This is a genomic window from Kitasatospora sp. NPDC087315 (assembly GCF_044744345.1).
Lineage (GTDB): Bacteria > Actinomycetota > Actinomycetes > Streptomycetales > Streptomycetaceae > Kitasatospora.
On record NZ_JBIUYD010000043.1, the window covers coordinates 31917 to 56864 of the forward strand.

Genomic DNA, 24948 nt, shown 5'->3' on the forward strand with positions numbered 1-24948 from the left:
GCTCGAAGGGCTTGGCCTCCACGGCCGGCTCCTCCCGAACAGTTCGAGAAGTCGACGAAGTTCGTGGAAGCGGTGCGCAAGTGCACCTGCCCGACCTGCTGAGCACCGACGACGAACTCCCGACTTCAATCGCCCGGCCGCCGTAACGCGCTCAGCAGGCAGGTCCGTTACTCGCATCGGACTGGGTGAGGATGCGCCGAAGCCAGCGGTAACGGGCGTTACGGGCGTCCTGGGTGAGGGCCGCCTGTGGCGCGCAGGAGTCGAAGCCGTGGAAGGCTCCGGGCCATACGTGCAGTTCGGCCTGGCCACCGGCCTGCCAGATCGCGTTGGCGTAGGCCACGTCCTCGTCTCTGAAGGTCTCGGCCGATCCGACCTCGATGTAGGCCGGGGGCAGCCTGGACAGATCCGTAGCGCGGGCGGGGGCGGCGTAGGGCGACAGGTCCGCCGCACCGTACTGGTCGCCCAGCAGCGCCTGCCACGCGGTTGCGTTGGAGGTTCGGTCCCAGGTGTCGATGCCGGCCATCTGGTGGCTGGAGAAGGTGCTGTTGCGGTCGTCGAGCATGGGGCACAGGAGCAGTTGCCCGATCGGCGTGGGCCCGCCTCGGTCACGGGTGAGCAGGGCGAGTGCCGCGGCGAGTCCGCCGCCGGCACTCTTCCCTCCGACAATGGTGCGGTCCGCGTCGATGCCCAGTTCGGCCGCGTGCGCGGCCGCCCAGACGAATCCGGCGTAACAGTCCTCCAGCGGCCCGGGGTACTGCGCCTGCGGTGCCAACCGGTACTCGACCGAAATGACGGCCAACTCCAGTGTGAGAGACCATTCGTGGAGCAGCTGCGGAAGTACGGACCACGCATTGCCCATGACCATTCCGCCGCCGTGCATGTAGTACAGCAGCGGCAACGGCCCGGCGATCCCGGCGGGCCGCGCACTCACAAGCGTGACGTCCTGCCCGCCCGACGTTCCTGGCACGCGCAGTTCGTCCACCTCGAAGCGGCCGCCGGCCCGGAGATCCCGGACCGTCGGCCTGGGCCGGGCCGCAACATCCCGCTCCTGCCGGGCCGCGAGGTTCTCCGGGGTGAGCGGCTCCCTTGCCTCGTCCCCCAAAGCCGCCAGCGCCGCACTCAGTTCGGGGTCGAAAGGTGGCGCCTCCCAGGCCTTCGGGACAGGGCCGGGCTCCGGCGACATGCCACCGATGCTCATGCCAGGCCATCCCGTCGGGCGAGGGAATACCGGCCGACATCCCGGTCGGAACAGCTCGTCAGCACGTCCGTGCATGCGGGGAACGCTCGCGCGAGGTCCATGCGGTGTAGTCAATCACCTGCCGGGCGAGGGCTACAGGTCGAGGTCGTCGGCCCGGAGCTGAACTGCACCACCAGATCTCGACGTTGTCCCGTGCCGGCTGACGAGAAGGAGCAACGGCAATGACCGACGACGACTGGCATCTTCCGAGGAGCGTGGGTCACCGGGGTGAAGCGGCACTTCCCCGGGAAGTCGAAGCCGGGACACATCGTTCAGCGGGAGGAGACGCCGGACTGGAAACGTCGTTCCGCGGCAGCGGTGTTCGGGAAGGTGCGGGACTTCGCGAAGGTGTGTGGCGACACGACGGCCGGGCTCATACGCGAGCAGAAGGGACGCTTCGTCGCGCTCTGCCGGCTCGCGCAGGTCCACAAGTACATCGAGGACCCGAAGCCGAGCTACGTGGCGGACTGGGGCGCACTGCCGGAGTCGCAGAAGGAGACCGACGCCGACATCTTCGAGGCGGTCGAACGGATGGCCTGACGCCTCACCGCCTGGGATGCGACGGCCAGGTTTCCGTCCGACGCTGCGAGCGGCCGGAACCGGGGGCACGCGGGATAGGCTGCCGCGCGGCCCGTGCCTGCTGGCACAACCCGGCTCGGGCAGCAAAGTTGGCGTTGCTGCCGACCCACGGAAAGGAATGGTCGATATGTCCGTTTCACTGAAAGTTGCACAGATCGGGCAGTCGGCCAGCTAAAGTCGCAGGTCAGCAAGACTGCTCCCCGCGCGTGCGGGGTTGGTCCCATCAGCAAGGGCAAGAAGGCCGACAGTCCCATCTGCTCCCCGCGCGTGCGGGGTTGGTCCCCACGCGGCGTACCTGGCGCTCGCTCGTCTGGGCTGCTCCCCGCGCGTGCGGGGTTGGTCCCGGAACCCGAAACGGGACCCGGTACGGGACCCCCTGCTCCCCGCGCGTGCGGGGTTGGTCCCAGCTCGTAGACCCGCCACCCGATGAAGGCGACCTGCTCCCCGCGCGTGCGGGGTTGGTCCCACGGTCGGCCAGACCCGCTGATCTGGATGCTCCTGCTCCCCGCGCGTGCGGGGTTGGTCCCTGCGAGGCGATGAGCAGCTGCGCGCAGACCTTCTGCTCCCCGCGCGTGCGGGGTTGGTCCCACGAGGGCTGCCTGATCGTGGAGCCGCCCACCCTGCTCCCCGCGCGTGCGGGGTTGGTCCCTGCACCAGGCGGACGAACGCACGGGCCGGGTCCTGCTCCCCGCGCGTGCGGGGTTGGTCCCGCCACCGCTCCGTCAGAAACTCGCCGCGATCGCTGCTCCCCGCGCGTGCGGGGTTGGTCCCAAGGACATCGCGGGGGCGGAGAAGCTGGCGTCCTGCTCCCCGCGCGTGCGGGGTTGGTCCCGGGCTGCGCTCTCCCAGGGCGAAGGCGCCGGCCTGCTCCCCGCGCGTGCGGGGTTGGTCCCAGCCCGCAGGCGCCCGGCAAGCCCCTCGACCCCTGCTCCCCGCGCGTGCGGGGTTGGTCCCTGGGTCGGTGCTGTCCGGACGCTGTCCGCGGGCTGCTCCCCGCGCGTGCGGGGTTGGTCCCGAGGCGGCCCTGGGGGCACGGCAGCGGACCGCTGCTCCCCGCGCGTGCGGGGTTGGTCCCAAAACCCAGACCACCCGCCTGGTCCCCAACCTCTGCTCCCCGCGCGTGCGGGGTTGGTCCCGAGGTGGCGGCGATCCAGGCGGAGAACGGCCAGCTGCTCCCCGCGCGTGCGGGGTTGGTCCCTGAATCGAGAGACCGTCTCCGCCGCCTGAAATCTGCTCCCCGCGCGTGCGGGGTTGGTCCCTCCGCGGCCAACTGGGACTTTCCGGACCCGGTCTGCTCCCCGCGCGTGCGGGGTTGGTCCCGCCTCCAGGTCCGGCTCCGTCTCCAGCAGATCCTGCTCCCCGCGCGTGCGGGGTTGGTCCCTCGCCTGGCGGCGGTCCCGGCTGGTCCGCGGCCTGCTCCCCGCCCCGGCGGGGCTCCACCGGCCGTTATGGACAGCGAATCGGCCTGTCAGGGGTGGTGTGTAGGCTCGCGGGCATGGCGAGGGTGACGCGGGACGATGTGGCGAGGGTGGCGGGGACGTCTACCGCGGTTGTGAGTTATGTGATCAACAATGGGCCGCGGCCCGTCGCTGCCGCGACGCGGGCGCGGGTGCTGGCGGCGGTCGAGGAGTTGGGGTACCGGCCGAACGGGGTCGCGCAGGCGATGGCGCGGCGGCGGACGAACCTGATCGGGATGGTGGTGCCGGATGCGCGGCAGCCGTTCTTCGCCGGGCTGGCGCACATGGTGGAGCAGGCGGCCGCGGCGCGGGGGCGGTTGTTGCTGATCGGGAACTCGGACTATGTGGACGAGCGGGAGGCGCACTACATCCGGGCGTTCCTCGGTATGCAGGTGGACGGGCTGATCCTGGTCACGCAGGATCCGGCGGTGCCCGGGGTGGCCGGGCTCGGGGCGGGGAACGAAACTCCGGTGGTGCTGCTGCATCACCGGGCGGAGACCGAGAGCGGCGTTGCCGTGGTGGCGGACGACGAGGGCGGGGCCCGGGAGGTCGTGCGGCATCTGCTGGGGCACGGGCACGCGGAGGTGCACTGCTTCGGCGGGACGTTGGCGCTGAGCCCGAACGATCCGGTGACCGGCCGGACCGCCGGGTGGGCGGCGGCGCTGGCGGAGGCCGGGCTGGCGACGGAGGGGCGGCTGACGTCGGCGCCGTTCGACCGGGTGCGGGCCCATGCCGAGGCGCTGGTGCTGCTGGCGCGGCCCGACCGGCCGTCCGCCGTGTTCTGCGCGACGGACGACCAGGCGATCGGGTTGCTGCGGGCCGCCGACGATCTGGGGATCCGGGTGCCGGAGGATCTGGCGGTGGCCGGGTTCGACGACATCGCGGAGGCCGTCATCGCGGGGCCGGCGCTGACCACCGTCGCCACCGCGCAGGACGAGATGGCGCGGGCCGCCGTCGATCTGGTGCTGGGCAAGGAACCGCAGGAGGGTCAGGCGGGTGCGCGGATGTTCCCGGCGCGCCTGGTGGTCCGGCGGTCCTGCGGCTGCTGAACGAGCCGAGCAGCTGAACGAGCCGAGCAGGACAAGAGGAACGGGAAGAAGAAGGAGCACCCTCCCATGACGGCTCTGGCCGGTTTCGCGCTCTTCGCGTTGCTGATCACGATCGCCCCCGGCCCGGACACCCTGCTGGTGCTGCGCAACTGCATGCGCGGTGGCCGGGCCTCCGGTGCCGCGACCGCCCTCGGCTCGGCGGCCGGGTCGCTGGTCTGGGCGATGTTCGCCGCACTGGGGCTGGCCGCGGTGCTGCAGCGGTGGGACACCGCGTTCACCGTGGTCCGGTTGGCCGGGGCGGCGTATCTGGTGTTCCTGGGGGCGCAGGCGCTCTGGCGGTACCGGCCGGGGAAGAGCACGGACGGGACACCGGCGGACGCCGCGCCCACGTCAGCGCCCACCCCGGCACCCACCGCCGCGCGGGCGTTCCGGCAGGGGCTGCTGAGCTGTCTCCTCAACCCCAAGGTCGGCGTGTTCTTCGTCGCCGTGGTGCCGCAGTTCCTGTCGGACGGGAACGCCGGGTTCGCCACCACGATGCTGTTCGGCGTGGTGGACGCCGTGATCGCCGGGGCGTGGCTGCTGACGGTGGCGGTCGTCGCCACCCGGGCGCTCACCTGGCTGCGGCGTCCGCGCGTGCACCGGGCGCTCGAACGGACCACGGGCGGCGTGCTGTTGGCGCTCGGGATCGGCACAGCGGTCGAAAGCGCGTAGAGGTGCAGTGGTGTAGAGGCGAGGAATAAGAACCGCCAACTCCCACCTCTCAGTGCTCTGTTACACGCTCGGCTTCACCGGAGCCGCCTGCCCGGGCACCGTCCACTCACGGACGGGGTTCATCGACGAGCTCGTCGGCCAGCAGGTCCATCAGCAGATTGTCGTGCCACGTCCCGTCCGGGCCGCGTTCGTACTGGCGCATCGTGCCCACCGGGCGGAAGCCGACCTTCGCGTAGCAGCGGATCGCGGCCTGGTTGTCGGCGGCCGGGTCGATGATCAGGCGGTGGTAGTGGAGGTCGTCCACCAGGTGGCGGGCGAGGGTGCGGACGGCGTCGGCACCGAGGCCGCGGCCGTGGGTGGCCGGGTCGAGGTAGATGTCCATGCCCGCGTGGCGGTACTCGTCGTCGTTGTTGGCGTACCACTGGATGGCGCCGACGACGCGGTCGTCGAGCTCGATCGCGAGGCTCTCGGTGTCGCTCTCCTGGAGGTCCGAGGCGACGGCGTCCGCGAGGTCGTCACCCCCGCGCCAGCGCTCGTAGACCTCGGGTGCGGCGCGGATGGCCGCGAGGGCCGGAATGTCGTCCGTGGTGGCCGGACGGAGAGTGACGCGGGCGCCGTGCAGAATCGTCCCCATATAGGGCATGTTTCCACGGAAAAGGCCGTCGGGCGAGTCGTTTTTACGTTGCCCTCACCCCTTCCGACCAGGGATGATGCTCCCTCGTGACACATCTTCTGGTCCTTCTCGTGGCCGTTCTCGTCTTCTTCGCGCTCAAGAAAACCCGTCAGTCCAAGGCGGCGGACTGGGCGCAGACCCAGTTCGACGCGGCCGCGTACGGGCTGGCCCCGCGCGAACGGCTCGACCCGCGCCGGGCCGGGCCGCCGCTGCCCGTTCACCGCCGCAAGGAGTCGCAGGCGATAGCCGACGCGGCCTGGGGCGGGGACTGGCGGCCGGCCGCCGCGTTCGTCGAGGCCGCGGGGCGGGACTGGGACGAGCGGTGGTCGCGGCTGGAGCTGCTCGGGGCGATCGCCAAGGAGGACGACGCCTGGCTGACGGCCTGGCGCTCGGCCGACCCGGGCAACTGCGACGCCGCCACCGTGGAGGCCAGCCACCTGGTGCACACCGCGTGGGCGATCCGGGGCTCCGCGTACGCCCACGAGGTGCCCGCGGCGGACATGGCGAAGTTCCGGGAGCTGCTGCCCGCCGCGATCGAGGCGGCGCGCCGGGCCACGCTGCTGGCTCCGGAGAACCCGGGTCCGTGGGTGGTCATGGTGACGGCGGCGCGCGGCGCGCGGTACCAGCCGGAGCAGTTCGAGCCGCTCTGGAGCGGGCTGGTCGAGCGGGCCCCGCACCACTACCAGGGACACTGGCAGGCCATGCAGTACTGGTGCGCCAAGTGGTTCGGTTCCGACAAGCAGATGATGGCCTTCGCCGAGCGCGCCATGGACGGGGCGCCGGAGGGCAGTCCGCTGGCCGGGATCTATCTGCACGCGCTCGCCGAGCGGGAGGAGCGCAAGACCGTCGGTTCGATGCTGACCGCCGAGTCGACGCAGCGGCGGCTGAGGGCGGTCGCGGGCGCGCTGGCGCTGGTCCCGGCGGACGACGAGCGGCTGCCGGCGCTCCGGCACCTGCTCGCGCACTACAGCGGCAAGGCCGAACTGTACGACGTGGCGCTGGAGCAGTTCCGGGCGATCGGCCCGTGGTGCGGCTGCCATCCGTGGACGGAGGAGAACGACCCGGTGGCGGCGTTCGACCTGGCACGCGGGACGGCGGTGAAGCTGTCGAAGGCGGAGCCGCTGGCGCCGGAGCTGCGGCCGGTCAAGGACACAAATCATCACCACAGCGGGTAATCGTTTCAATGCGCAGCGTGTTGACGGGGCGTCATTTGGGTGTACCGTGACCGCCAGAAACGGGTCGCCCCCGAAGAATGGGGCGAGCCCGGCCACGTGTTAGCGCACCTGGCCGGGCTCTTCATCCGCCAAGTGGAAAAAGGCCACTGACGATGCTGTTGCATGCTATCGCGCCGTCACGCGACTTCACGCAGATTGCCAACGCGCTGGTGTGGGACGAGGAGTTGTCGGACTCCGCGTTTCGACTGCTTGTCCGAGCACTGGCGTTGGGTTCGGCGAAAGCCCGGACCACGACGGTGACGGCGCTGACCGCCGGCCTCACCGGCGGGCGCATCACCTCGGACCGGGCGCGCCGCCAACTCGCCCGCGCCGGACTGCTGCACACCACCAAGTGGCGCGACCCGGCCGGGCAGATGCGGACCGAATCGCTGGTGTCGAGCGTGCCGTTGAGCGCGGCGGAGGCGCAGCGGCTGTTCGGCGAGCACTTCCACGACCGCCGCGACCGGCGCCCGGGTGCCGGGAAACGAACGTGCGGCGCGGCGGACGGTCGGGCCTCCGGCACCGACCTCCCTGAGGTAACACCCGGGGAGAACACTTCCCCCCTCCCGGTCCCGTCCGAAACCACCGGCACGGAGACGGAGTTGGAGCGCACGGCGACCCCTACGGCCACGGCGCCGACGCTGGCGGCGGCCGAACGGGTGCTGCTGGAGCTGCGGCGCAGCGATCCCCGCCTGCTGCTCGGGGCGCGCGAGGCGCGGACGTTGGCGCCACTGGCGGCCGAGTGGCTGGCCAGGGGCGTGAGTTCGGCCGCGCTGCACGAAGCGCTCACGGCCGGGCTGCCGGCGCGGGTCAAGTCCCCTGCGGCGCTGCTGCGGTGGCGGCTGGAGGGCAAGATGCCCGGGGAACCGGCCGCTCCCGCCGAGCCGCCGACGGGGCTGGCCACCTGCCACGGCTGCGAGCGGGCCTTCCGCCCCGTGAGCGGCGAACGGCGGTGCCGGGCCTGTCGCACCGAGGCGGCCACCACCCGCGCGGCCGCACGGACCGCCGCCCGAACGGACAGCCGCGCGGACCGCGCCACGGCCGACGGAACGCCCCGACGGGTGGACTGGCGCGCCCTGGTGGCCGAGGTCCGCACGGCGACTGCGGGCTGAACCGGAACACCCCCGCAGCGAGCCCGGTCAGGCCTCCGGTCCGTAGGCGCCGAGGCCCCGGCAGACCAGTCCGTCCCGGAAGGTCAGCACCTCGGCAACCGCCTGGCCGCGCTCGTTGCGGTAGTTGATCACGACGGTGTCGACCGAGGCCCGGACGTCCTCCAGGGTGAAGTGGAGGTCGGGCAGGAGTTCCAGGCCCTTGGCCCAGTACGCGCGAAGGGCGTCCTTGCCGCGCACCTCACCCGAGGCATCGCCGATGAACTGGACGATCCTGGGCGAGGCGAAGACCACGTCGTCGGTGTAGTGGGCGAGGATGCGCTCCAGGTCGCGGGAGTTCCAGTCGGCGGCCCACTCCCGGGCGAAGCGCTGCGCGAAGGCGAGATCGATGCTCATGGGGCCCATCTTCCCCGAGTCGCCGTCAGGCGCCACGCCGGGGTCGCGCACAAGCGGCGGGCGGCAGAGCCCAGTTGGGGGGTGCCGTACAGGACCCGCACGGCGCGGGCCCCGGGGGCGCGTGTCAGCCGGACGCGGGCCCGGCGATCACGCCCGGTTCGCCGAGCGGGTCGAGCGGGCCGAGCCAGACGGCGGTGACCCCGCTGACGTAGCGGGCGCCGCAGCGGTCGGCCGGGACGACCAGCTGCGGGCCGGAGGTGTCCAGTGGGGTGCCGTCCATGCTGGTGGCCAGCAGGATGCGCTGGCCACCGAAGTCCGGGTCGATCTCGGCCCAGGAGACGACGGCACGGTGGCCGTCCGCGCCGCTGACCGCCAGCAGGTAGCGGAGCCGCTGTTTGCGGCCGGTGAAGTCGATCCGGGGGCCGGCGGCGCGCAGGACGTCCCAGAGGGCGGGACCTTCGTAGCCGTGGCGCTGCTCGCCCCCGGTCAGGCAGTCGAAAACGACCTCGACCCGGTACGCGGGCAGGACGCGCAGCTGGTCGACGGTCAGATCGGCGGGCCGGTCGAGGTGACCGTGCAGCCGGACGGTGGCGGGCGGCCCGCCCCGACCAGGGACCGGCGGCGGGCTCGGCAGGGAGCTCGACTGGGACCTCGGCAGGGGGCTCGACTGGCGGCTCATACGGCGCGCTCCTCCCGGGCCGCGCCGGTGCGACCCGGGAGAGTGACTACCCGAGGGCGAGCAGCAGCATTCGCAGATGCGGCCTCAAGGGCACTCTTTCAGCAGTATGCGCAATGGCAGATCGCCCGTCCGGCCAGCAGGTGCGAGATCAATGAAATCCGCCGAACCCGCCTCCGAGGGCTTCTCGGACGTACGCCATGTGCTCCGGGGCGCAGACGATCAGGACCTCCGCCCCGCCGTCCCGGCACTCGGCGACCTCGAAGTACGGCCGGATGCCGCGCGGATCCGACTTCTGCCGACTGCGCACCCTGACCAGCTCCAGCCGGTCCAGCGGCAGGGGCCGGCGCAGCGTCTCGACCTCCTTGGTGGGCGAGGTGCAGAGCGAGGTGCGGGAGGCGTGCAGAAAGCCGTAGGACGGACGGCAGTACGGCGGCTCACCGATGACAAGGCCCTCGAAGGTCACCGCCTCCCCCTTGTGGAAGGCCACCCTGTCCCGCTCGCGCTTACGTCGTCCGCCGCCCAGATCCGGAACGAACAGAGCCGTCACCAGGTCAAGCAGAATCTCGCCGAACACTCCCCCACCCCTCCGGCCCCAGGCCGTCACGCTGTTCGGCGATATTCGATCACGGTCGGGGTGGCCGGGCGACAGAGGGGCCGGAAGCTTCCCGAGAGGAATTCGGGGCGGCCGTCACCCGGCCGCGGGCCCGGTCACGCCCGGTCGTCGAGCCGCAGACGGGCGCTGACCTCGCCCAGCCCCTCGGCCAGGACGGCGAGTTGCTCACGGCTGAGCACGTCGATCAGCAGTTCGCGGACCAGGGCGACATGCCCGGGCGCGGCCTGCCGCAGCGCCTCCCGGCCCTGGTCGGTCAGCTCGGCGAAGACACCGCGCACGTCGCTCGGACAGGACCGGCGGCCGACCAGGCCCATCCGCTCCAGCTGGGTGACCTGGTAGGTCAGGCCGCTCTTGGAGGTGATCAGCTTCTCCGCCAGCTCGGTCATCCGCAGCGAGCCGGCCGGGGCGCCGGACAGGTGCACCAGGATCTCGTACTGGGTGTGGGAGAGGCCGGAGTCCTCCTTGAGCTGGCGTTCCAGCCGGCGGTTGAGGAGGTTGCTCGCGGCGACGAAGCCCCGCCAGGCGGCCATCTCGTCCTGGTCCAGCCAGCGGGGTTCGTTCAAGGAGGACATGGAGGAAGCGTACTCCTGTTGTTCAAATTCGAACGAAGGTGTACGGTCGACGTGTCGAGGTTCAAAATTGAACTACTTTGGGATTGCCCGCTTCACGGGATCCACCCGTCGACACCAGGACCAACCTGAGGAACCAGAGGAAGACGCCCATGAGCACCGCGGCCCCCGAGCGCATGCCCGCCCTCTACCTCTCGCACGGCGCGCCGCCGCTCGCCGACGACCCGATCTGGCCCGGCGAGCTGGCCGCCTGGTCCGCCGAACTGCCGCGCCCGAAGGCGATCCTGATGGTCTCCGCGCACTGGGAGGAGGCGCCGCTCTCGCTCGGCGCCGTCACCACCGTGCCGCTGGTCTACGACTTCTGGGGCTTCCCCGAGCACTACTACCGGGTCCAGTACGCCGCCCCCGGCGCACCGGAGCTCGCCGAACGCGTGCGCAAGCTGCTGCGCGCCCCCGGCACGCCCGTCCAGGACATCCCGGACCGCGGCCTGGACCACGGCGCGTACGTCCCGCTGGTGGAGATGTTCCCGGAGGCGGACGTCCCCGCCCTCCAGGTCTCCCTGCCCACCCTGGACCCGCAGCGGCTGATGGAGATCGGCCGCCTGCTCGCCCCGCTGCGCGACGAGGGCGTGCTGATCGTCGGCAGCGGCTTCTTCACCCACAACCTGCGGGCGCTCAGCTCCGACGGCCGGGTGACCTCGGTGATGGCCGAGTTCGACGACTGGGGCCGGCGCGCCCTGGAGGCCCAGGACCTGGACGCGCTGCTCGACTTCGAGCAGAAGGCCCCGGCCGGCCGGCTCGCCCACCCCCGCACCGAGCACTTCGCGCCGCTGTTCGTCACCCTAGGCGCCGGCGAGGCCGACCTCGGCAGCCAGCGCAGCGTGATCGACGGGTTCTGGATGGGGCTCGCGAAGCGCTCGGTCCAGCTGGGCTGAGGCCGGCCGGGGGCGGGCGGCGGCGTTCGGACAACGCAGCGGGCGTTCAGCTGCGGGCGTTCAGCTTCGTGCGCTCAGCCGTGGCCGGCGGCGCTCACGCGGCACAGCAGGTGAAGCGCTCGCCGATGTGCTCGGGCTGCTCGATCTCGTCGACCAGGGCGGCCGCGTAGTCCGGCACCGAGATCCAGCTCTTGCCGTCGGAGTCGGTGAGCAGCTGGTCCAGGCCGGTGTGGTAGCGGCCGCTCCGCTCGCCCGGCCCGATCTCGGCGGCCGGGCTGAGCGTGGTCCAGCGGACGTCCGAGACGCCCGAGAAGTACTCCTGGGCCGCGCCGTGGGCGTGCATGATCTGCAGCAGCCAGTCCGGCAGGCCGGGGGCGTCCCAGACCTTGACGCCCGGCGCGGTCTCCAGGCTGCCCGCGCCGCCGACCGCGATCAGCCTGGGCGCCTCGCCGCCGAGCGCCCGCAGGCCCTCGACCAGCGCCCGGGCGGCCGGCTCGACCAGCGCCACGTGGCCCGGACCGTCGCCGCCGCCGACGGCGCTCACCAGGACGTCCTGGCCGGCCGCGACCCGGGCCACGTCCTCGGGCTTCAGGACGTCGCCCTGGACGACCGCCCTCGCCGTGCCCTGGTAGCGGGCCGGGTCGCGGACGACGGCCGTCACCTGGTGTCCGCGCGCGACCGCCTCCGCGACGATGGCGCTGCCGATGGTGCCGTTGGCGCCGATCACGGCGATTCTGGCCATGGGATACCTGCCTTCTCGGGTGGTTCCGGGGATACCCACCAGCAGTAGCACCCGGCGCGCGGCCGGACGGAGTGGACACGCGGGCGGCGGTCGTGCACGGACTCCCCTCCACCCCTTCGGAACTGATGTGGAATCAGCCACCTTGTGTCAGACTGACGATAAGCAGTAGGGGCAACCGCCGCAGGCGACCGGCTCATCGCGCGGTGCGCCCGGACGGAGTCCCCACGTCGTCCGGGCGGAAGAAGAGAGTTCGGAAATGGCTGGACATGCTTTTGTCTCGTATGTCAGCGAGGATTCACCAACGGTGAACAGGCTTGTCGCCGCCGTACGGCAGAGCGGCGTCGAGGTGTGGCTGGACCGTGACTCCATCCGGCCCGGCGCTCGGTGGCGCAGCTCGATCAGGTCGGCCATCGAGCAGGGGGCGTTCTTCCTGGCGTGTTTCTCCTCCCACTGTGCCGAGCGGTCGAAGTCGTACATGAACGAAGAGCTGGTGCTCGCGATCGACGAGTTGCGGAAGTATCCGGCCGACCGGGCCTGGTTCATTCCGCTGAAGCTCTCCGCCCATGACATCCCCGACCGGACGATCGGGGGCGGGGAAACCCTCCGCGACCTCCAGTGGCTGGACCTCTCCGCCGACTGGGACAACGGGGTGTCGACCCTGGTCGGCCTGCTCTCCGGAATCAGGAAGCCCCCGCCACAGAGCGGGAATCCGGTCGTCATGGACACCTCGCGCCCGTTCGGGGAGCGCGTCGGACAGCTGGCCCGGGCCTGGGAGAAGAGCGGCCGGGGTGCGGACTGGCTGGTCAACGGGAAGGTCTTCTTCGCGCTCTACTGCTGGTTCCTGACCCCGCTGGACCGGCACCGGGGAGCCAAGCGGCGAAGCGATCTGCAGGACGCGGTCGTCGCCGAGTACGTGGCCTGGTGCTACGCGGCCATCGGCGGAGATTCCGGTTGGGACGCCTGGCTCCGCGAAAGGACGCTCTGCTCCTGCCACCGCGAGAGCTGGTCGATGGAGAACCTCAGGATCTGCACCGGCTGTCTGCGGTACAGGTGCATCGACCACCTCGGGCGCTGCGGGTCCGACTGCGACGGGGAGATCGTGGGGTAGCGCCGAACCGGGATCGCCCGCATGATGCGGGCCGCCCTGGGCAGAGGAGCGATGTGATGAACGGTGACGATGTACGCGCGGCCCTGGCCGAACTGCTGCGGGCCCTCGGCCCGCACACCGCCGGGCCGGGCTGGGAGGCCCCGGCCGGACTGCTGGAGTGGAGCTGCCGGGAGACGGCCGCCCATGTCGCGCACGACCTGCTCGCCTACGCCGGCCAGCTCGCCGCGCGGCCCACCGACCGGTATCTGCCGTTCGACCTCACCGTCCGCGAACAGGCCGACCCCGGCGAGGTGCTGGCGGTCGTCACGGCCTGCGCCCACCTGCTGGCCACCGCCCTGGACGCGGCCCCGCCCGGGCTGCGGGCCTGGCACCACGGCCCCTGCGACCCGCCCGGCTTCGCCGCGATGGGCGTGGCCGAGACCCTGCTGCACACCCACGACATCACCCGCGGCCTCGGCCTGCCCTGGCAGCCGCCGGCCGGGCTCTGCGCCGCGGTGCTGGCCCGGCTGTTCCCCGACGCGCCGCCGGGCGAACCGGCCGACGTCCTGCTCTGGTGCACCGGGCGGGGAGAGCTGAACGGCCGCCCGCGCAAGGCCTCGTGGACCTGGCGGGCGGCCTTGGTCTCCTAGTGACCGGGGGCGGGGCGGGGTTTCAGAGTGCCGTCGCCGGGAGGCTGGTCCGGGCCGCCTCGGCCAGCAGTGAGATCTCGGCCGCGACCGCCTCCGGGTCGGCCGCGACGGTGACCTGCGCGACCTCGTCCAGACCCGGGTGCGAGCCGACGCGCACTGCCCGCTCCGCGTTCCGCAGGAGATCGAAGTCGTTGATGTCGTTGCCGAACGCGACGTACTCGCTGAGCCCCATCCACTTCAGGGCTTCCCACTTCGTCGTCGAACCCGGCGCGAAGTCGATGATCCCCTCATCGAGGTGATGGTTGACCGTCAGCCCCAGCCCTCGGCCGGCCTCGGCGAGTTCCGCCATGTCCGCCGTGTCCGCCGTGTCCGCCGTGCCGACAACGAGGAACTTCACGACCTCGGGAAGCTCGGCGATGTCCACCCTGTTCGCGAGGTTTCCCTGATCGACACGGCCCCGGATCGGGTGGTCCGCCGGTCCGGTGTACGCGTAGTCCCAGGGCCCGTCCGCGAGGTAGGTCGCTCCGTACCGCTCGACCGCGTCCATCAGCGCGCCGAGCGTGGCGGGGTCGAACGCGGCCCGAGCCCGGACCTGACCGTCGACCGAGACGAGGCTTCCGTTCCCGCCGATCAGCGTCGCGGACGGGAAGGCCCCGTCGAGCACGGGCAGAAGATCCCGGACCGGCCGGGCGGACGCGAAAACCGCGTGATAGCCGGCCTGCCGGCACCCGTCGATCGCCGCGAGAATCCGGTCATCGATCGTCCGTCCGTCGAAGCAGAGTGTGCCGTCGATATCGAAAACCACGGTGCGCGCGCGAAGGTTGAACATCACAGGATCCTATACAACGACCGTGTACGCCCGAAGGCAGAGGTCTCCGATCCGCAGCAACGGCAACGGCAACGAACGGTGGCAGACCGCAGAAGCGGTGTCGGGGTCATCGTCGGTTCATCACCCCAGGATGCCCGTCCGGGGCGCCCAGTGAGGTGGGCTTTCACCTGCCGCGGCTACCAGGCGGGTCCAAGGTATCGACATGGTCGCTCAGATGGGACGGCGGTCGGCGGTGGGTGCCAGCGTTCGTGCCCTCTCGCCCAGCGCGCGGGCGATCCTGTTGCCGCGGTGCTGGGCAGCACAGCGCCGCAGGGAGGCGAAGTCGTCGTCGCAGCGCGCGGAGCTGACGTGCTGGTAGTCGTCGAGGAAGGTGTTCCAGGTGGCGCAGGCGGCTTCGAGGTGGCCGAAGGCAAACTGGCGTTCCGCGAGGAGGGCGGTGGAGCGGGCTCGTGCGCGGCGTTCGGTGGGCGGGCGGTGGCGGTTGGATTCCTGCATGGCGGTGATGGACCCGCCCAGGTCGCGCAGCTCGAACAGGACGTGGCTGGCGTGGTAGTGCAGGGCTGCGGGGTGGTAGCCGGCGACGTGCGCCGATCCGGACGTCGCCTTGTCGAGCGCGGCTTCGGCTTCTGCGAGTTGGCGAAGGGCGGTGTGGCGCTCGCCGACGGCGGCTGAGGCGTGGGCCTGCTGGCCTACGAGGAAGGCCCGCATTCTCGGGCCGGCCGCCGGGGCGGCCTCCGCTGCGGCGTCGGCGTACTGCTGGGCTTTGCGGCCGTGTCCCAGTCCGACCGCCTGGACGCTCATGCCGCGCAGTGCCGTGCAGTACGTGAGGTGGTCCTCGGCGGCTCCGGCGAGGTTCAGCGCCTGGGTGTAGTACTGCTGGGCGAGCCCGTGTTGGCCTTCGTCGACGGCCATCCAGCCGGTGAGGTAGGCGAGGTCGGCGGCGGCCGAGCACATCGCCTTCTTCGTGGCCTCGGAGGCGTCGCACTGCAGATAGCGGGCGACGGTGCTGCCCAGGAACGCGGCTGCGAGCGGGCGGGCCAAGCGGCCCCCGAACTCGTCGTCCATCTGCGAGAGGCGCTCGGCCATGGCGGTGACGGTGGCGACCTCGTTCGCCCCGATACGGGTCCCGGCCTGGCGGACGTGCTGGGCGCGGCCTATGACGTCTGGCCAGCCGGGGACGGCCAGGGCGACGGAGTAGAGGCCGACGGCGCCGAGCACCGTCCTGCGGGAGGGGTCCATGTCTGCTCTCCAGAGCTCGATGAGGGCGGTCGCGGTGTCTGGCCGGTCTGGCACCGGGGCGGTGGCGCCGAAGCCGGCGGCGGCGCTCGTGATGGTCCGGTCGAGCTTGCGGCTGAGGGCTTCGAGGATCGCCGGCCGGACTCTGGCCCGCGGGGTGGTGCCGGTCAGCCAGTGGCAGACCGCGGTGTCGTCGTACTTGAGCCCCAGGTGCATCTCGGTGCCCACCGCGTTGACCGCGCGGGCGAACTGGCCGTTGTTCCAGCCGGTCTCACGGATGAGGTTCTGGAGGGCTGTGTTGCGGGCGCGGTCGGACATGAGTCGCCTTCCCCCGGAATTCAAGGATTTCAACCGTAGCCCCCGCGCGAGCCGTAGATGCGGGTCGTGACCGGCTGTTGACTCATCGTCAGCTGCACGGGGCGATCGGGAATCGCCGGGCCCCTGCCTGGCCGAGGCACCGGGCGGCTGTCCGAGACGAGAGATCCGGAGGGGACGATGGACACCGAAGCGCTCGCGGAACGGCTCCCGGCTCGCGCGGCCTGGGAGGAGAACGGGACGGCCCTGCTGCCCGGCGTGCTGGCGCCGGACCGCTTCCAGGCCCTGTTCGAGGAGTCGCGCGGGCGCCTAGAACTGGTCACCCCGCACGTGCACGACCACACCAGCTCGCACCGGGACGGCTCGTTCGCCTCGCCGGTCCACTGCGGCTTCGTCCCGCCCGGGCCGGTACTGGAGGCCCTGGCCTACGACAAGGTGCTGCTGGCCCGGCTGCGCGAGGCGACCGGCATCGCGCGCCTGGTGCCGCGCGGCGGCGCGGTGGTCCTCTACCGGGAGGGCGACTTCCAGGGCATCCACACCGACTCGGTGAAGTCCACGGTGACGGTGGGGATCGCGCTCACCGAGGACCTGCCGGCAATGGGCTGGGCGCCGCACCTGCGCAACGCGCACCCGGACTTCCTGGGGGAGGTCGTCGCCGAGCACGGCATCTTCCCCGAGGGGGAGGGCTTCCAGGCGCTCGCGCACCCGCACGGCAACGGCAGCGTGCGGGCGTTCGCCGGCTACCACGTCCCGCACTGGCGTCCGCGGCTCACGCTGCCGATGGGCCTGCTGGTCACCATGTCGTTCATGGACCTGTGATGTCGGTGACGCTGCGTCAGACCTGGCTGGCGGAAGGCCGGGCCCCGGTGCCGAGCGACATCCTGGACGCGGGCCTGTGGGAGGAGATCGCGGCCGAGGCCGAGCGGTGCGAGCCGTACGCGGTGGTGCGTCACAACCAACGCCCCGGGCTGCTGGCGATGCGGGATGGCTCGATCACCTCCCCGCAGCGCTGCAGGGTCCACACCGGCGGTGCCGCGCTCAGCTCGCTGGCGATGTCGAAGGCGCTGGCGGACGTGGCCGGCGAGGCGACCGGTCACCGGCGGATGACTCCGATCCGCTTCGGCCTGAAGTACTACGCGCCCGGCGACTACATGCACGTCCACCGGGACGACGGGAAGTGCGAGATCACCTTCAGCTGCGGCCTCACCCCGGGCCTTGGCGCGATGGGTTGGCTACCCAACCTGCGGTATCTGACCACCGAGCAGGTCGCCGGCCGCCTCGCCGACACCCCCTACCCAGACGGCGGCGGGCTGTTCCCGATCCGCCAACGGGTGCTGACCGGATTCGACGGCAGTCGGATCCCCCACTGGCGTACCCCGCTCGATACCGCGTCGCGCGAGGTACTGATCACCATCTGCTTCACCAACCTCTCGGTGTAGCAGCCCGTCCAGCTCAAGGAGGAACGCACATGCCCGACATCACCACCCCCGGGGTCGTCGTCGACCCGGCGGACTTCGTGGCCGAGCTCCACGCCGAGGGCAACATGCCGCAGAACTCCGGCGGCGACCCGGCCGTGCCCGACTCCGCCTTCCCCGACACCCACACCTACGAGCTGCCCACCGTCTGAGGCGGCCGGCAGCCGGTAGTTGAGTAGCTGATCGCCCGGCCGCCGGGCACCGCCCATGACCTGGGTGTCCGGCGGCCGGGCTTCGCCATCCTGAGGAGGAAGGGCAGCAGCATGCGCAAGGCGTTCTTCGACGGCACCCACCGCACCCGCCACCCCGCACAGACCTGGACCCGAATCCGCCCGCTGCTGACGACGTACGGGATCACCCGCGTCGCCGACGTGACCGGCCTGGACGACCTCGCCATCCCGGTGACCATGGCGGTGCGGCCCCTGGCCCGGACCCTCTCGGTCGCCCAGGGCAAGGGCGCCACGCTGGACGCGGCCCGGGTGTCCGGGGCGATGGAGGCGATCGAGGCATGGCACGGCGAACGCACCGTTCCCGCCCCGTCGGTGCGCGCGCCGGCCCGGGAGATGGGCCTGCCCTACCCGGTCACCGCTCTGGAGTCGCACCCCGGCTCGCTGCTGACATCCCGCACCGTCCTGGACTGGATCACCGCCCGCTCGGCCGTCGACGACACCCCCGTGCCGGTGCCGGCCGCGTGCGTGGGCCTGGGCCGCGAGGTCCACGACCAGTGGCGCCTGCACCTGCCCAGCGCCTCGACCAACGGCCTGGCCTCCGGCAACACCCGCGCCGAGGCCGTCGTGCACGGCCTGTGCGAGGTGATCGAGCGCGACACGATCAGCGACCTCACCAGCCCCGGCCGGCCGTGGCCCGCTCAGCTGATCGACCCGGCGACCGTCGAGGACCCGCACTGCGCGGACCTGATCGCCCGGGTGCGGGCGGCCCGGGTCTGGCTGGAGCTGTGGCATCTGCCCAACCGGTTCGGCGTCCCGGTCATGGCCTGCTACCTGTGGCGCGAGGACCAGCCCGCGCTGCTGGTCTCCGGATCCGGCGCCAATCTGGACCCGCATGTCGCCCTGTCGCGGGCGATCACGGAGGCCGCACAGTCGAGGCTCACACAGATCACCGGCAGCCGCGAGGACATCCACCCGGCTGCCTACCGCGCCACCGGGCACCGCGGCCCCACCCCCACCCCGGGACCAGTCACCAACTGGGCGACGGTCGCCTGCCGCTACGTCGTCGGCTTCGCCACCGACGACGGCGAGGCGGGACACCTGGCCACGCTCGTCGCCCACACCACCGGCGTTCACCCCCTGGTCATCGACCTGACCTGGGGCCCGCACGAGCGCGAGGAGTTCGCGGTGGTCAAGGTCCTGGCGCCTCACCTGCGCTACGACGCCCGGCACATCATCCCCCGCCCGGCTTCGGAGGTCGCCACGTGAGAGTCCACGTCTTCGCCGGCCCCACCCTGCCGGCCGCCCGCGTCCGCGAACTCGTCCCGGGCGCGGCGTGCCATCCGCCGGTTCGGCACGGCGACCTGCTGCGGCTCGACGCCGGCCACGGCGACATTGTCCTGATCATCGACGGGCTGTGGCACCAGAGCGCGCCCGTGCGGCACAAGGAGATCCTGCTGCTGCTGGCCGAGGGCGTGCGCGTGGTCGGCGCCGCGAGCATGGGCGCTCTTCGCGCCGCCGAGCTTGCCCCCTACGGCATGACCGGCGTCGGCACCGTTTTCGACCAGCTGCGAGCCGGGGTCCTGGACGCCGACGACGAGGTGGCCGTCCTGCACACCCCCGACGGCCGACCGCTCGCCGAGGCGCTGGTGAACCTGCGGACCGCGTTCACCCGCTGCTCGCAGGCCGGTCTGATCAGTACGGACGACGCGCGCACTCTCGAAGGCCTCGCCCGGGCCCTGCCCTACACCCGCCGCTCGTGGCCGGCCCTGGGCCACGGTGCCCGCGCGGCTGGCGCCACCAAGGCGTTCGAGAGGGTAGAGGTCTGGCGCCGCACCCACCCGTACGACCTCAAACGGGAGGACGCCGAGCGCGCGCTCGCCCTGGTCGCGGCTGGCCTCCCGCCGGTGACCGGCGCCGGGGCGTGGGCCGAGGAGCCGTGGCGGACCAGCTTCGTGCGGTACTGGGCCGCGACCTTCCGCCCCGGCAAGGACACCGGCACGGCGCCGTTCCTCGCGGTGCTCCAGCACCAGCAGCTGCACGACCCGCACTTCGCGGGCCGGTGGCGGGCGCGGGTCCTGGCCGCCGTCGCCCGGCGGAACGCGACCGGGGCGGCGGATCTGGAGAGCGCCGCGCTGCGGGTCGCCGCCGCCGAGGGAGTGGACACCGCGGGGATGTCGCGGCAGCAGCTGGCGTTCTGGCTCACCCCCGAGGAGATCCGGGACCTGGCCCCCGCCGAGTCGCTGCTGAGGATCATGGTCCGCTCGGCCCGCCTGGACGGCGCCTGGTCGGCGTGGCCGTCCACCCGCGCCGAGGCCGGGGAACTGCTCGACGCGGGCCTGGCGACCACCGAGGTGGTCTCCGCCGCGTTCGCGCTGAACGCGGCCGTCGAAGCCGGCGATGCCCGCCGCAGCACCGCCCACCTGGACCCGGACCGGATCGGCCGGCACCTGGCGGCCCGCTGGAACCTGGAGGCGGACGCCGAGCGGGAGGTGCTGGACGCGGCGGCCCGCGACCGGGCGTTTCGCGACTTCGCGGGCGCCATCGAGGTCGCCCGTGCCTTCTACCTCGGCGCCCGGGCCGCGGGGACGAGCTCACCGCCCGCTGCCGTCACCTCGTCGGCGGCGGCCAGCGAGAGCCGGCGCACCTGACGGAGCGCCAGCGGCACGACGGCGGCCGCCGCGATCACCAGGGCGCCGGCGGCGAGGGTGGAGCGGACTCCGAAGGCGTGGGAGGCCGGCCCCGCGAGGAGGTACCCGAGGGGAACCGGCAGGATCTGGCCGAGCGTCGAGTACGACGTGGTCCGGCTCAGCCGGTCCGCCGGGATGCGCTCCTGCACCAGGGAGGCCCACACGGTCATGCTGATCGCCAGCCCCGTACCGGCCACCGCGGTCGCCAGGACAAGAACCGGCAACGGGGCGGCGAGCGCCATCGCGGCCAGCGGAAGCGCCATCGTCCCGGTGCCCAGGCACACCATCCGCCCGACCAGACGGGGCTTCCACATCAGCGCGACGGCGGCGCCGGCCACCAGCCCGGCGGTGAACCCGGACACGACTGTGCCCCAGGGCGCCGCACCGCCCAGGAACCGGGCCCCGTAGACCGGGCCGAGCAGCTGATAGCCGGCCAACCACACCGGCACGACCAGAGCGGACTGGCTGACCATCATCCACAGCCAGCGCCGGGAACGGAAGTCGTCCCAGCCCTCGCGCAGGTCGGCGGTGAAGCGGGCCTTCAGCTTCACCGGACCCGCGCTGAGGTCGATCCGCGCGAAGAGCACCGCCGAGGCTGCGAAGGTGAGCGCGTCCCACCCGATCACCCAGCTCGGCCCGAAGGCCGCGACCATCACACCACCCAGCGCGGGTCCCGCCACCTTCACCGTGTTCTGCCCGATCTTGAGCAGCGCGTTCGCCGCGTGCCGCATCTCGGCGGGCACGACCTCCACCACGATGCCGCCGGCCGCCGGATTGAAAAACGCCGACGCGGCCCCGCAAGCCGCCGACATCGCGACCAGGTGCCACACCCGGGCGGCCCCGGCCCACAGCAGCACGACGGCCAGCGCTTCCGCCACTGCGCAGACGATGTTGGACCACACCATGACCCGGGCCCGGGAGAGCCGGTCCGCCACGACGCCACCCACCAGCAGCAGCAGGATCTGCGGCGCAACGCCGGCCGCCAGCACCAGCCCGAGCGCGCTGGCGCCCCCGTCGATGTGCAGCACCGCGAACGCCAGGCCGATCGGCGAGACCGCCGACCCGGTCCACGACAGCAAACGGGCGGTGAAGTGCAGCCGGTAAAGCCTGATCGCCAGCGGCGCCCCTGCCCCCCGGACGCGGGCCCCCCAGCCGATCCGTGGGACAGATCCCAGCGCTTCCCGGTCCGGCAGACGCACGTTTCGCAAGATCCAACTCCGCCCAGAGAACACGAACTCCCGGCAGCGGGGGGCGCCACCGGGAAGCTCGCACCGACTCTAGAGCAACCAGAAGATCGTCTGTCGCCGACGCACCAGGACGCGCCTCGAAGCGAGAACTTCCGCACCGCGAACAGCCGTTGAGATGGCACCATCCGGCACGCACCCACCCTGTGCGGCCGTGCCACTCGACAGCCGGACACCCGGCCGCGCGGACACCAGGGGCTACAGGAGCCGGAGGTGGTCCAGGGCGAGGTAGGCCGCGGCGGTGTCGGTCATCTCGCCCATGCGGAGCACGCGGGTGCGGAACTCCTGCAGGCCGACGGTGACGACGTCGATGAACTCGGTGCGTTCGGGGGTCGGCTCGGCGACCTTGGTGCAGCCGATGGCGACGAAGGCGAACCGGCGGGTGTCGGAGTACGCGTCGTGCCAGTACGGCCCGACCACCTGGATCTCGCCCTGGTAGCCGGTCTCCTCCAGCAGTTCCCGGGCGACGGCGTCGGCCGCCTGCTCCCCGGGTTCGAGGAAGCCGCCGGGCAGCTCGGACAGGACGCGGCTGGGGCCGGGCCGGTACTGGCGGGCGAGGATGACGCGTTGATCGGTGGTGAGGGCGAGCACCGCGCCGGCCGGGCGCTCGCTCTTCAGGTAGAACTCCTCCGTCCTGCCGTCGGGCAGTTCGAAGACGACGCGGTCGACGGACCGGCCGAACTTGCTGAAGACGGTGGTGCGTTCGATCTCGCGCCACGACGCGGCGGTGGTGTCGGTCGTCATGGCCAGGACTGTACGGCCCCCGGCCTGGGCGGGGGCGCCCGCCACGGGACCGAGCTTCTTGCGGTTGCGGTGTCGGTGGTCACGCCTTTCCCCACGATCTACATGATCAGCATTACGTGATTCCCCACCCGCACGGTCACGGTCCTCACGGGGATGGCGGTTGCGAGTGGGTGCCCAAGGGCGGGAGGGGCCTGACCTCGCCTCGCCCTGCCGTTCCCATGAACAGCGGCTCGGCCGGCCATGGGTAGCCCAGTTCCTCGGGCTGCGAAGCTCCCCAGACCTCGGCGGTGGCACGGGGATCGCCTGCGGTCAGCCACGCTTCAAGGTGCTCGGCCTGGTCCGATGGGTCGTCCGCGGAGATCGGGAGGGTCGTCCCGAACTGGATCCAGGGCAGATCCGTATCGGCCCGGTTACGGGGGTGCCTCAGAACGAGGTGGATTCGATCGGGTTCCTCGCGGGAGGTCCAGACGGCTTCCAACTCGCAGTCCCACCTGACGAGCCAGTCCTCGCGGTCCCTCAGCCCCGCCTCAAGCAGCGTCGCAACCGTTCCTGCCGGCCACTCCCAGCTGCGGTCCTCTTCGGCTCGCAGGACCGCGGCCTCGTACTGGCCCGCGGTGAACCGGAGTTCCGGCAGGCCGAGGTCCTGATTGGCCGGGTCGCGCCAGCCTGCCCAGACGACGTGCTCCTCGTCGCACCTGACCGTCACGTACAGAGCACCACAGCAGCGCTCCAGGCCGCACCCGGATCGAGCGAGGAGAACCTCGTGGGGCGTCGCAGTGGCATGCAACGGCCTGGCCGGGCCCAACAGACGCCGGGGGCTTCCTCCCGCGTACCAGGGGCCTCCTTCCCCGCCACGGGGGGATATGTCGGCCAGGAGATCCCGGCCGTTGACGACCGGGCGGACCTCCACACCGCCCTCGCCGGGCGGTGGGCAGATGATGCTCAGGCTGAGAATGTCCGGTTCTGTGGCCATCGGTCAATGATCGCGGAGCCGGCCGCAGCTGTCATGTGAATTCGCGTGGCCTCCGCTCAGGGCGGTAGTTCGGGCCGCTTTAGGCACGCCGGCCTTCGGATACCTCTCCGGAACGACGGGATGACAGCCTGGGGAATTACGTGACCGTCCACACCCGGTCCGGATCCGCCACCGTATGCCGTCGATCAGACGGTGCCGAACTCCCCGGCCTTGCCGCCTGCGACGAACGCGACGAACGTGGCGGTGGGGAAGACGAGCGCGGGGCCCACGGGGTCCTTGGAGTCACGGACAGGGACGAGCCCGGGATAGTCGAAAGCCACCTCGACGCACTGCCCCTCTTGGGCACTGTGTGAACTCTTGCGCCAACGAGCGCCGAACAGGTCCAGGTCGGCCATGGGTGCTGCTCCTCCCGTGCTTTGCGAGTAGAGACCCCACCACGCCGGAGAGGTAGTGGGGCCATCACGTGATCGCCGCGAAGCACCTGGAGGTATACCGCCGTGCCACCGCAGGCGGCACCTGGACCTGACCTGCGATCAGCGAGGACGCTTCCCGGCGGCGATCCGTTGCCGGGAAGCGTCGTACAGGATCGCGGTCGTGGCGTTCGCCGCGTTCAGCGAACTGGCCGCCCCCGTCATCGGGATGCTCACCGTGTAGTCGCACAGCTCCCGCCACTGGCCGGCCAGCCCGGTCGTCTCGTTTCCGACCAGCAGCAGCACCGGCTGGGTGAGGTCGAAGTCGTAGACGTCCGCGTCGCCCTTCTCGTCCGTGCCCACCAGGACCAGTGGGTGACCGGCGGTGCGCTGCTGCTCCACCCAGGCCATCACCTCGGTCGGCCCCGGCACCCGGACGGACGGCAGCGAGAACAGGCTGCCCGTGGTCGCCCGCACGGCCTTCGGGTCGTAGACATCGGCAGCGTGGCCCGAAACGATCATCCCGTGTGCGCCGAAGGCATCCGCAGACCGGATGATGCTCCCGATGTTGCCCGGCATGGTCGGCCGGTCGAACAGGACACCGAGGAAGTCCGGCCCGACCTCGATCCGGCCCAGGTCGTCCGTCGGCATGCCGACCGCCGCGATCACCTCGGGCGCGCCCTCGGTCTTCTCGCCCAGCTCCGCAAGCAGCTCCGGCGCCATCACGATCCGCTCGGCCCGGGTCGTTCGCAGCAGCTCCTGCGCCCAGCCCGACAGCTTCCGCCGGTCGTCGTAGAGCAGCGCGTTGATCGGCCAGCCGTACTCCACGGCCAGCGAGATCGGCCGAACCCCCTGAACCAGGAATTCACGGAGCTGGCTCCGCTTCTTCCGGTTGGTGAGCAGGGCCTCCCACTGCTGAAACCGGGCGTTGCGGGAGGTGATCCGTTGAACCGCTGGCACCTGTCCTCCAAGGGTGAGCCGGCTACTTCGATGCGTTCCGACCACGGCGGAGTCCGCACCAGCGAAGCTGGAAACCCTACACCGGCACAGCCTGTTGACACTAACTGATTGTTTCAGAATGAGGTTCGGAGCTTTCGCAGGCAGATGATGCTGCAGGCGAGTTGGAGCAGGCCGAGGTGGAGGTCGGCGCGTATCTCGTAGCGGA

General features: G+C 71.8%; 27 protein-coding genes, 1 pseudogene and 1 CRISPR repeat array. Of the genes and pseudogenes, 13 read left to right on the forward strand and 15 right to left on the reverse strand.

From position 1 onward, the window contains the following. Window positions 1–151: 151 nt before the first annotated feature. Window positions 152–1198 carry an alpha/beta hydrolase fold domain-containing protein gene (locus ACIO5D_RS37190; protein WP_400800652.1) on the reverse strand — a complete coding sequence of 349 codons (1047 nt, stop codon included), beginning with the start codon at window positions 1196–1198 and terminating at the stop codon, window positions 152–154. Between the two features lie 267 nt (window positions 1199–1465). On the opposite strand from ACIO5D_RS37190, the gene ACIO5D_RS37195 reads away from it, so the two are divergent. From ACIO5D_RS37195 to ACIO5D_RS37205, 3 genes are all read left to right on the forward strand, one after another. Beyond that, window positions 1466–1777 (forward strand): hypothetical protein, encoded by a 312-nt coding sequence (locus tag ACIO5D_RS37195; protein WP_400800654.1) that lies wholly within the window; start codon window positions 1466–1468, stop codon window positions 1775–1777. Window positions 1778–2009: 232 nt separating this feature from the next. Beyond that, a CRISPR array of direct repeats spans window positions 2010–3258; the repeat unit is 29 nt; unit sequence CTGCTCCCCGCGCGTGCGGGGTTGGTCCC. 53 nt (window positions 3259–3311) lie between these two features. Then, window positions 3312–4322, forward strand: coding sequence for a LacI family DNA-binding transcriptional regulator (locus ACIO5D_RS37200; protein ID WP_363614715.1), 1011 nt, complete (start codon window positions 3312–3314; stop codon window positions 4320–4322). A gap of 66 nt (window positions 4323–4388) precedes the next feature. Further along, window positions 4389–5033 (forward strand): LysE family translocator, encoded by a 645-nt coding sequence (locus tag ACIO5D_RS37205; RefSeq protein ID WP_400659789.1) that lies wholly within the window; start codon window positions 4389–4391, stop codon window positions 5031–5033. A gap of 106 nt (window positions 5034–5139) precedes the next feature. Here ACIO5D_RS37205 and ACIO5D_RS37210 read toward each other — a convergent pair whose 3' ends face one another. Next, window positions 5140–5667, reverse strand: coding sequence for a GNAT family N-acetyltransferase (locus tag ACIO5D_RS37210; RefSeq protein ID WP_400800657.1), 528 nt, complete (start codon window positions 5665–5667; stop codon window positions 5140–5142). 86 nt (window positions 5668–5753) lie between these two features. On the opposite strand from ACIO5D_RS37210, the gene ACIO5D_RS37215 reads away from it, so the two are divergent. Both ACIO5D_RS37215 and ACIO5D_RS37220 read left to right on the forward strand, forming a co-directional pair. Further along, window positions 5754–6881 carry a hypothetical protein gene (locus tag ACIO5D_RS37215; protein ID WP_363614721.1) on the forward strand — a complete coding sequence of 376 codons (1128 nt, stop codon included), beginning with the start codon at window positions 5754–5756 and terminating at the stop codon, window positions 6879–6881. Window positions 6882–7033: 152 nt separating this feature from the next. Beyond that, window positions 7034–8032: a hypothetical protein gene (locus ACIO5D_RS37220; RefSeq protein WP_363614723.1), complete on the forward strand. Its 999-nt coding sequence runs from the start codon at window positions 7034–7036 to the stop codon at window positions 8030–8032. A gap of 27 nt (window positions 8033–8059) precedes the next feature. Here the strand turns inward: ACIO5D_RS37220 and ACIO5D_RS37225 are convergent, their stop codons facing one another. The 4 genes from ACIO5D_RS37225 to ACIO5D_RS37240 all read right to left on the reverse strand — a co-directional run bounded on the left by ACIO5D_RS37225 (window position 8060) and on the right by ACIO5D_RS37240 (window position 10280). Further along, window positions 8060–8425 carry a nuclear transport factor 2 family protein gene (locus tag ACIO5D_RS37225; RefSeq protein ID WP_363614725.1) on the reverse strand — a complete coding sequence of 122 codons (366 nt, stop codon included), beginning with the start codon at window positions 8423–8425 and terminating at the stop codon, window positions 8060–8062. A 124-nt stretch (window positions 8426–8549) separates the two neighbouring features. Beyond that, window positions 8550–9104, reverse strand: coding sequence for a molybdopterin-dependent oxidoreductase (locus ACIO5D_RS37230; protein WP_363614727.1), 555 nt, complete (start codon window positions 9102–9104; stop codon window positions 8550–8552). Window positions 9105–9252: 148 nt separating this feature from the next. Next, complete coding sequence (locus ACIO5D_RS37235) at window positions 9253–9651, reverse strand: hypothetical protein (protein WP_363614729.1); 399 nt, start codon at window positions 9649–9651, stop codon at window positions 9253–9255. Window positions 9652–9812: 161 nt separating this feature from the next. Further along, window positions 9813–10280 carry a MarR family transcriptional regulator gene (locus tag ACIO5D_RS37240; protein WP_363614758.1) on the reverse strand — a complete coding sequence of 156 codons (468 nt, stop codon included), beginning with the start codon at window positions 10278–10280 and terminating at the stop codon, window positions 9813–9815. 158 nt (window positions 10281–10438) lie between these two features. On the opposite strand from ACIO5D_RS37240, the gene ACIO5D_RS37245 reads away from it, so the two are divergent. Beyond that, the gene (locus tag ACIO5D_RS37245; protein WP_400800661.1) at window positions 10439–11221 is read left to right on the forward strand and encodes a dioxygenase; all 783 of its coding nucleotides are present in this window, start codon (window positions 10439–10441) and stop codon (window positions 11219–11221) included. Between the two features lie 94 nt (window positions 11222–11315). Here the strand turns inward: ACIO5D_RS37245 and ACIO5D_RS37250 are convergent, their stop codons facing one another. Then, window positions 11316–11963 carry an NAD(P)H-binding protein gene (locus ACIO5D_RS37250; RefSeq protein WP_363614733.1) on the reverse strand — a complete coding sequence of 216 codons (648 nt, stop codon included), beginning with the start codon at window positions 11961–11963 and terminating at the stop codon, window positions 11316–11318. Window positions 11964–12219: 256 nt separating this feature from the next. On the opposite strand from ACIO5D_RS37250, the gene ACIO5D_RS37255 reads away from it, so the two are divergent. Together ACIO5D_RS37255 and ACIO5D_RS37260 are read left to right on the forward strand one after the other, a co-directional pair. After that, window positions 12220–13071, forward strand: a complete 852-nt coding sequence (locus ACIO5D_RS37255; protein ID WP_400800664.1) for a toll/interleukin-1 receptor domain-containing protein — start codon at window positions 12220–12222, stop codon at window positions 13069–13071. A 56-nt stretch (window positions 13072–13127) separates the two neighbouring features. After that, window positions 13128–13700 (forward strand): maleylpyruvate isomerase N-terminal domain-containing protein, encoded by a 573-nt coding sequence (locus ACIO5D_RS37260; RefSeq protein WP_400800667.1) that lies wholly within the window; start codon window positions 13128–13130, stop codon window positions 13698–13700. A 22-nt stretch (window positions 13701–13722) separates the two neighbouring features. Here ACIO5D_RS37260 and ACIO5D_RS37265 read toward each other — a convergent pair whose 3' ends face one another. Both ACIO5D_RS37265 and ACIO5D_RS37270 read right to left on the reverse strand, forming a co-directional pair. Beyond that, complete coding sequence (locus tag ACIO5D_RS37265) at window positions 13723–14529, reverse strand: HAD hydrolase family protein (RefSeq protein WP_400800670.1); 807 nt, start codon at window positions 14527–14529, stop codon at window positions 13723–13725. Window positions 14530–14739: 210 nt separating this feature from the next. Beyond that, the gene (locus ACIO5D_RS37270; RefSeq protein ID WP_363614741.1) at window positions 14740–16083 is read right to left on the reverse strand and encodes a tetratricopeptide repeat protein; all 1344 of its coding nucleotides are present in this window, start codon (window positions 16081–16083) and stop codon (window positions 14740–14742) included. Window positions 16084–16260: 177 nt separating this feature from the next. Here ACIO5D_RS37270 and ACIO5D_RS37275 point away from each other — a divergent pair, with 177 nt between their 5' ends. The 5 genes from ACIO5D_RS37275 to ACIO5D_RS37295 all read left to right on the forward strand — a co-directional run bounded on the left by ACIO5D_RS37275 (window position 16261) and on the right by ACIO5D_RS37295 (window position 20373). Then, complete coding sequence (locus ACIO5D_RS37275; RefSeq protein WP_363614743.1) at window positions 16261–16899, forward strand: hypothetical protein; 639 nt, start codon at window positions 16261–16263, stop codon at window positions 16897–16899. Further along, window positions 16899–17519 carry a hypothetical protein gene (locus ACIO5D_RS37280; RefSeq protein WP_363614745.1) on the forward strand — a complete coding sequence of 207 codons (621 nt, stop codon included), beginning with the start codon at window positions 16899–16901 and terminating at the stop codon, window positions 17517–17519. Before ACIO5D_RS37275 ends, ACIO5D_RS37280 begins: the two co-directional genes overlap by 1 nt. Before the next feature lie 29 nt (window positions 17520–17548). Further along, a complete protein-coding gene (locus ACIO5D_RS37285; RefSeq protein WP_266328455.1) occupies window positions 17549–17707 on the forward strand; it encodes a hypothetical protein in 159 nt (52 codons plus the stop codon). Between the two features lie 111 nt (window positions 17708–17818). Continuing rightward, window positions 17819–18991 (forward strand): YcaO-like family protein, encoded by a 1173-nt coding sequence (locus ACIO5D_RS37290; RefSeq protein WP_400800675.1) that lies wholly within the window; start codon window positions 17819–17821, stop codon window positions 18989–18991. Further along, complete coding sequence (locus tag ACIO5D_RS37295; protein WP_400800677.1) at window positions 18988–20373, forward strand: TfuA-like protein; 1386 nt, start codon at window positions 18988–18990, stop codon at window positions 20371–20373. The genes ACIO5D_RS37290 and ACIO5D_RS37295 overlap by 4 nt, the downstream gene beginning before the upstream one ends. Here the strand turns inward: ACIO5D_RS37295 and ACIO5D_RS37300 are convergent. The 6 genes and pseudogenes from ACIO5D_RS37300 to ACIO5D_RS37325 all read right to left on the reverse strand — a co-directional run. Further along, window positions 20286–21491, reverse strand: a complete 1206-nt coding sequence (locus ACIO5D_RS37300) for an MFS transporter (protein WP_400800679.1) — start codon at window positions 21489–21491, stop codon at window positions 20286–20288. The genes ACIO5D_RS37295 and ACIO5D_RS37300 overlap by 88 nt on opposite strands. 363 nt (window positions 21492–21854) lie before the next feature. After that, window positions 21855–22400 carry an NUDIX hydrolase gene (locus ACIO5D_RS37305; RefSeq protein WP_400800681.1) on the reverse strand — a complete coding sequence of 182 codons (546 nt, stop codon included), beginning with the start codon at window positions 22398–22400 and terminating at the stop codon, window positions 21855–21857. A gap of 145 nt (window positions 22401–22545) precedes the next feature. Beyond that, window positions 22546–23373, reverse strand: coding sequence for a hypothetical protein (locus ACIO5D_RS37310; RefSeq protein ID WP_400800684.1), 828 nt, complete (start codon window positions 23371–23373; stop codon window positions 22546–22548). 185 nt (window positions 23374–23558) lie between these two features. After that, a complete protein-coding gene (locus tag ACIO5D_RS37315) occupies window positions 23559–23768 on the reverse strand; it encodes a DUF397 domain-containing protein (protein WP_400800687.1) in 210 nt (69 codons plus the stop codon). A 138-nt stretch (window positions 23769–23906) separates the two neighbouring features. Further along, a complete protein-coding gene (locus ACIO5D_RS37320) occupies window positions 23907–24743 on the reverse strand; it encodes a TrmH family RNA methyltransferase (protein ID WP_400800690.1) in 837 nt (278 codons plus the stop codon). Window positions 24744–24856: 113 nt separating this feature from the next. Next, window positions 24857–24948, reverse strand: a pseudogene (locus ACIO5D_RS37325) (IS5/IS1182 family transposase); the annotation flags it as partial.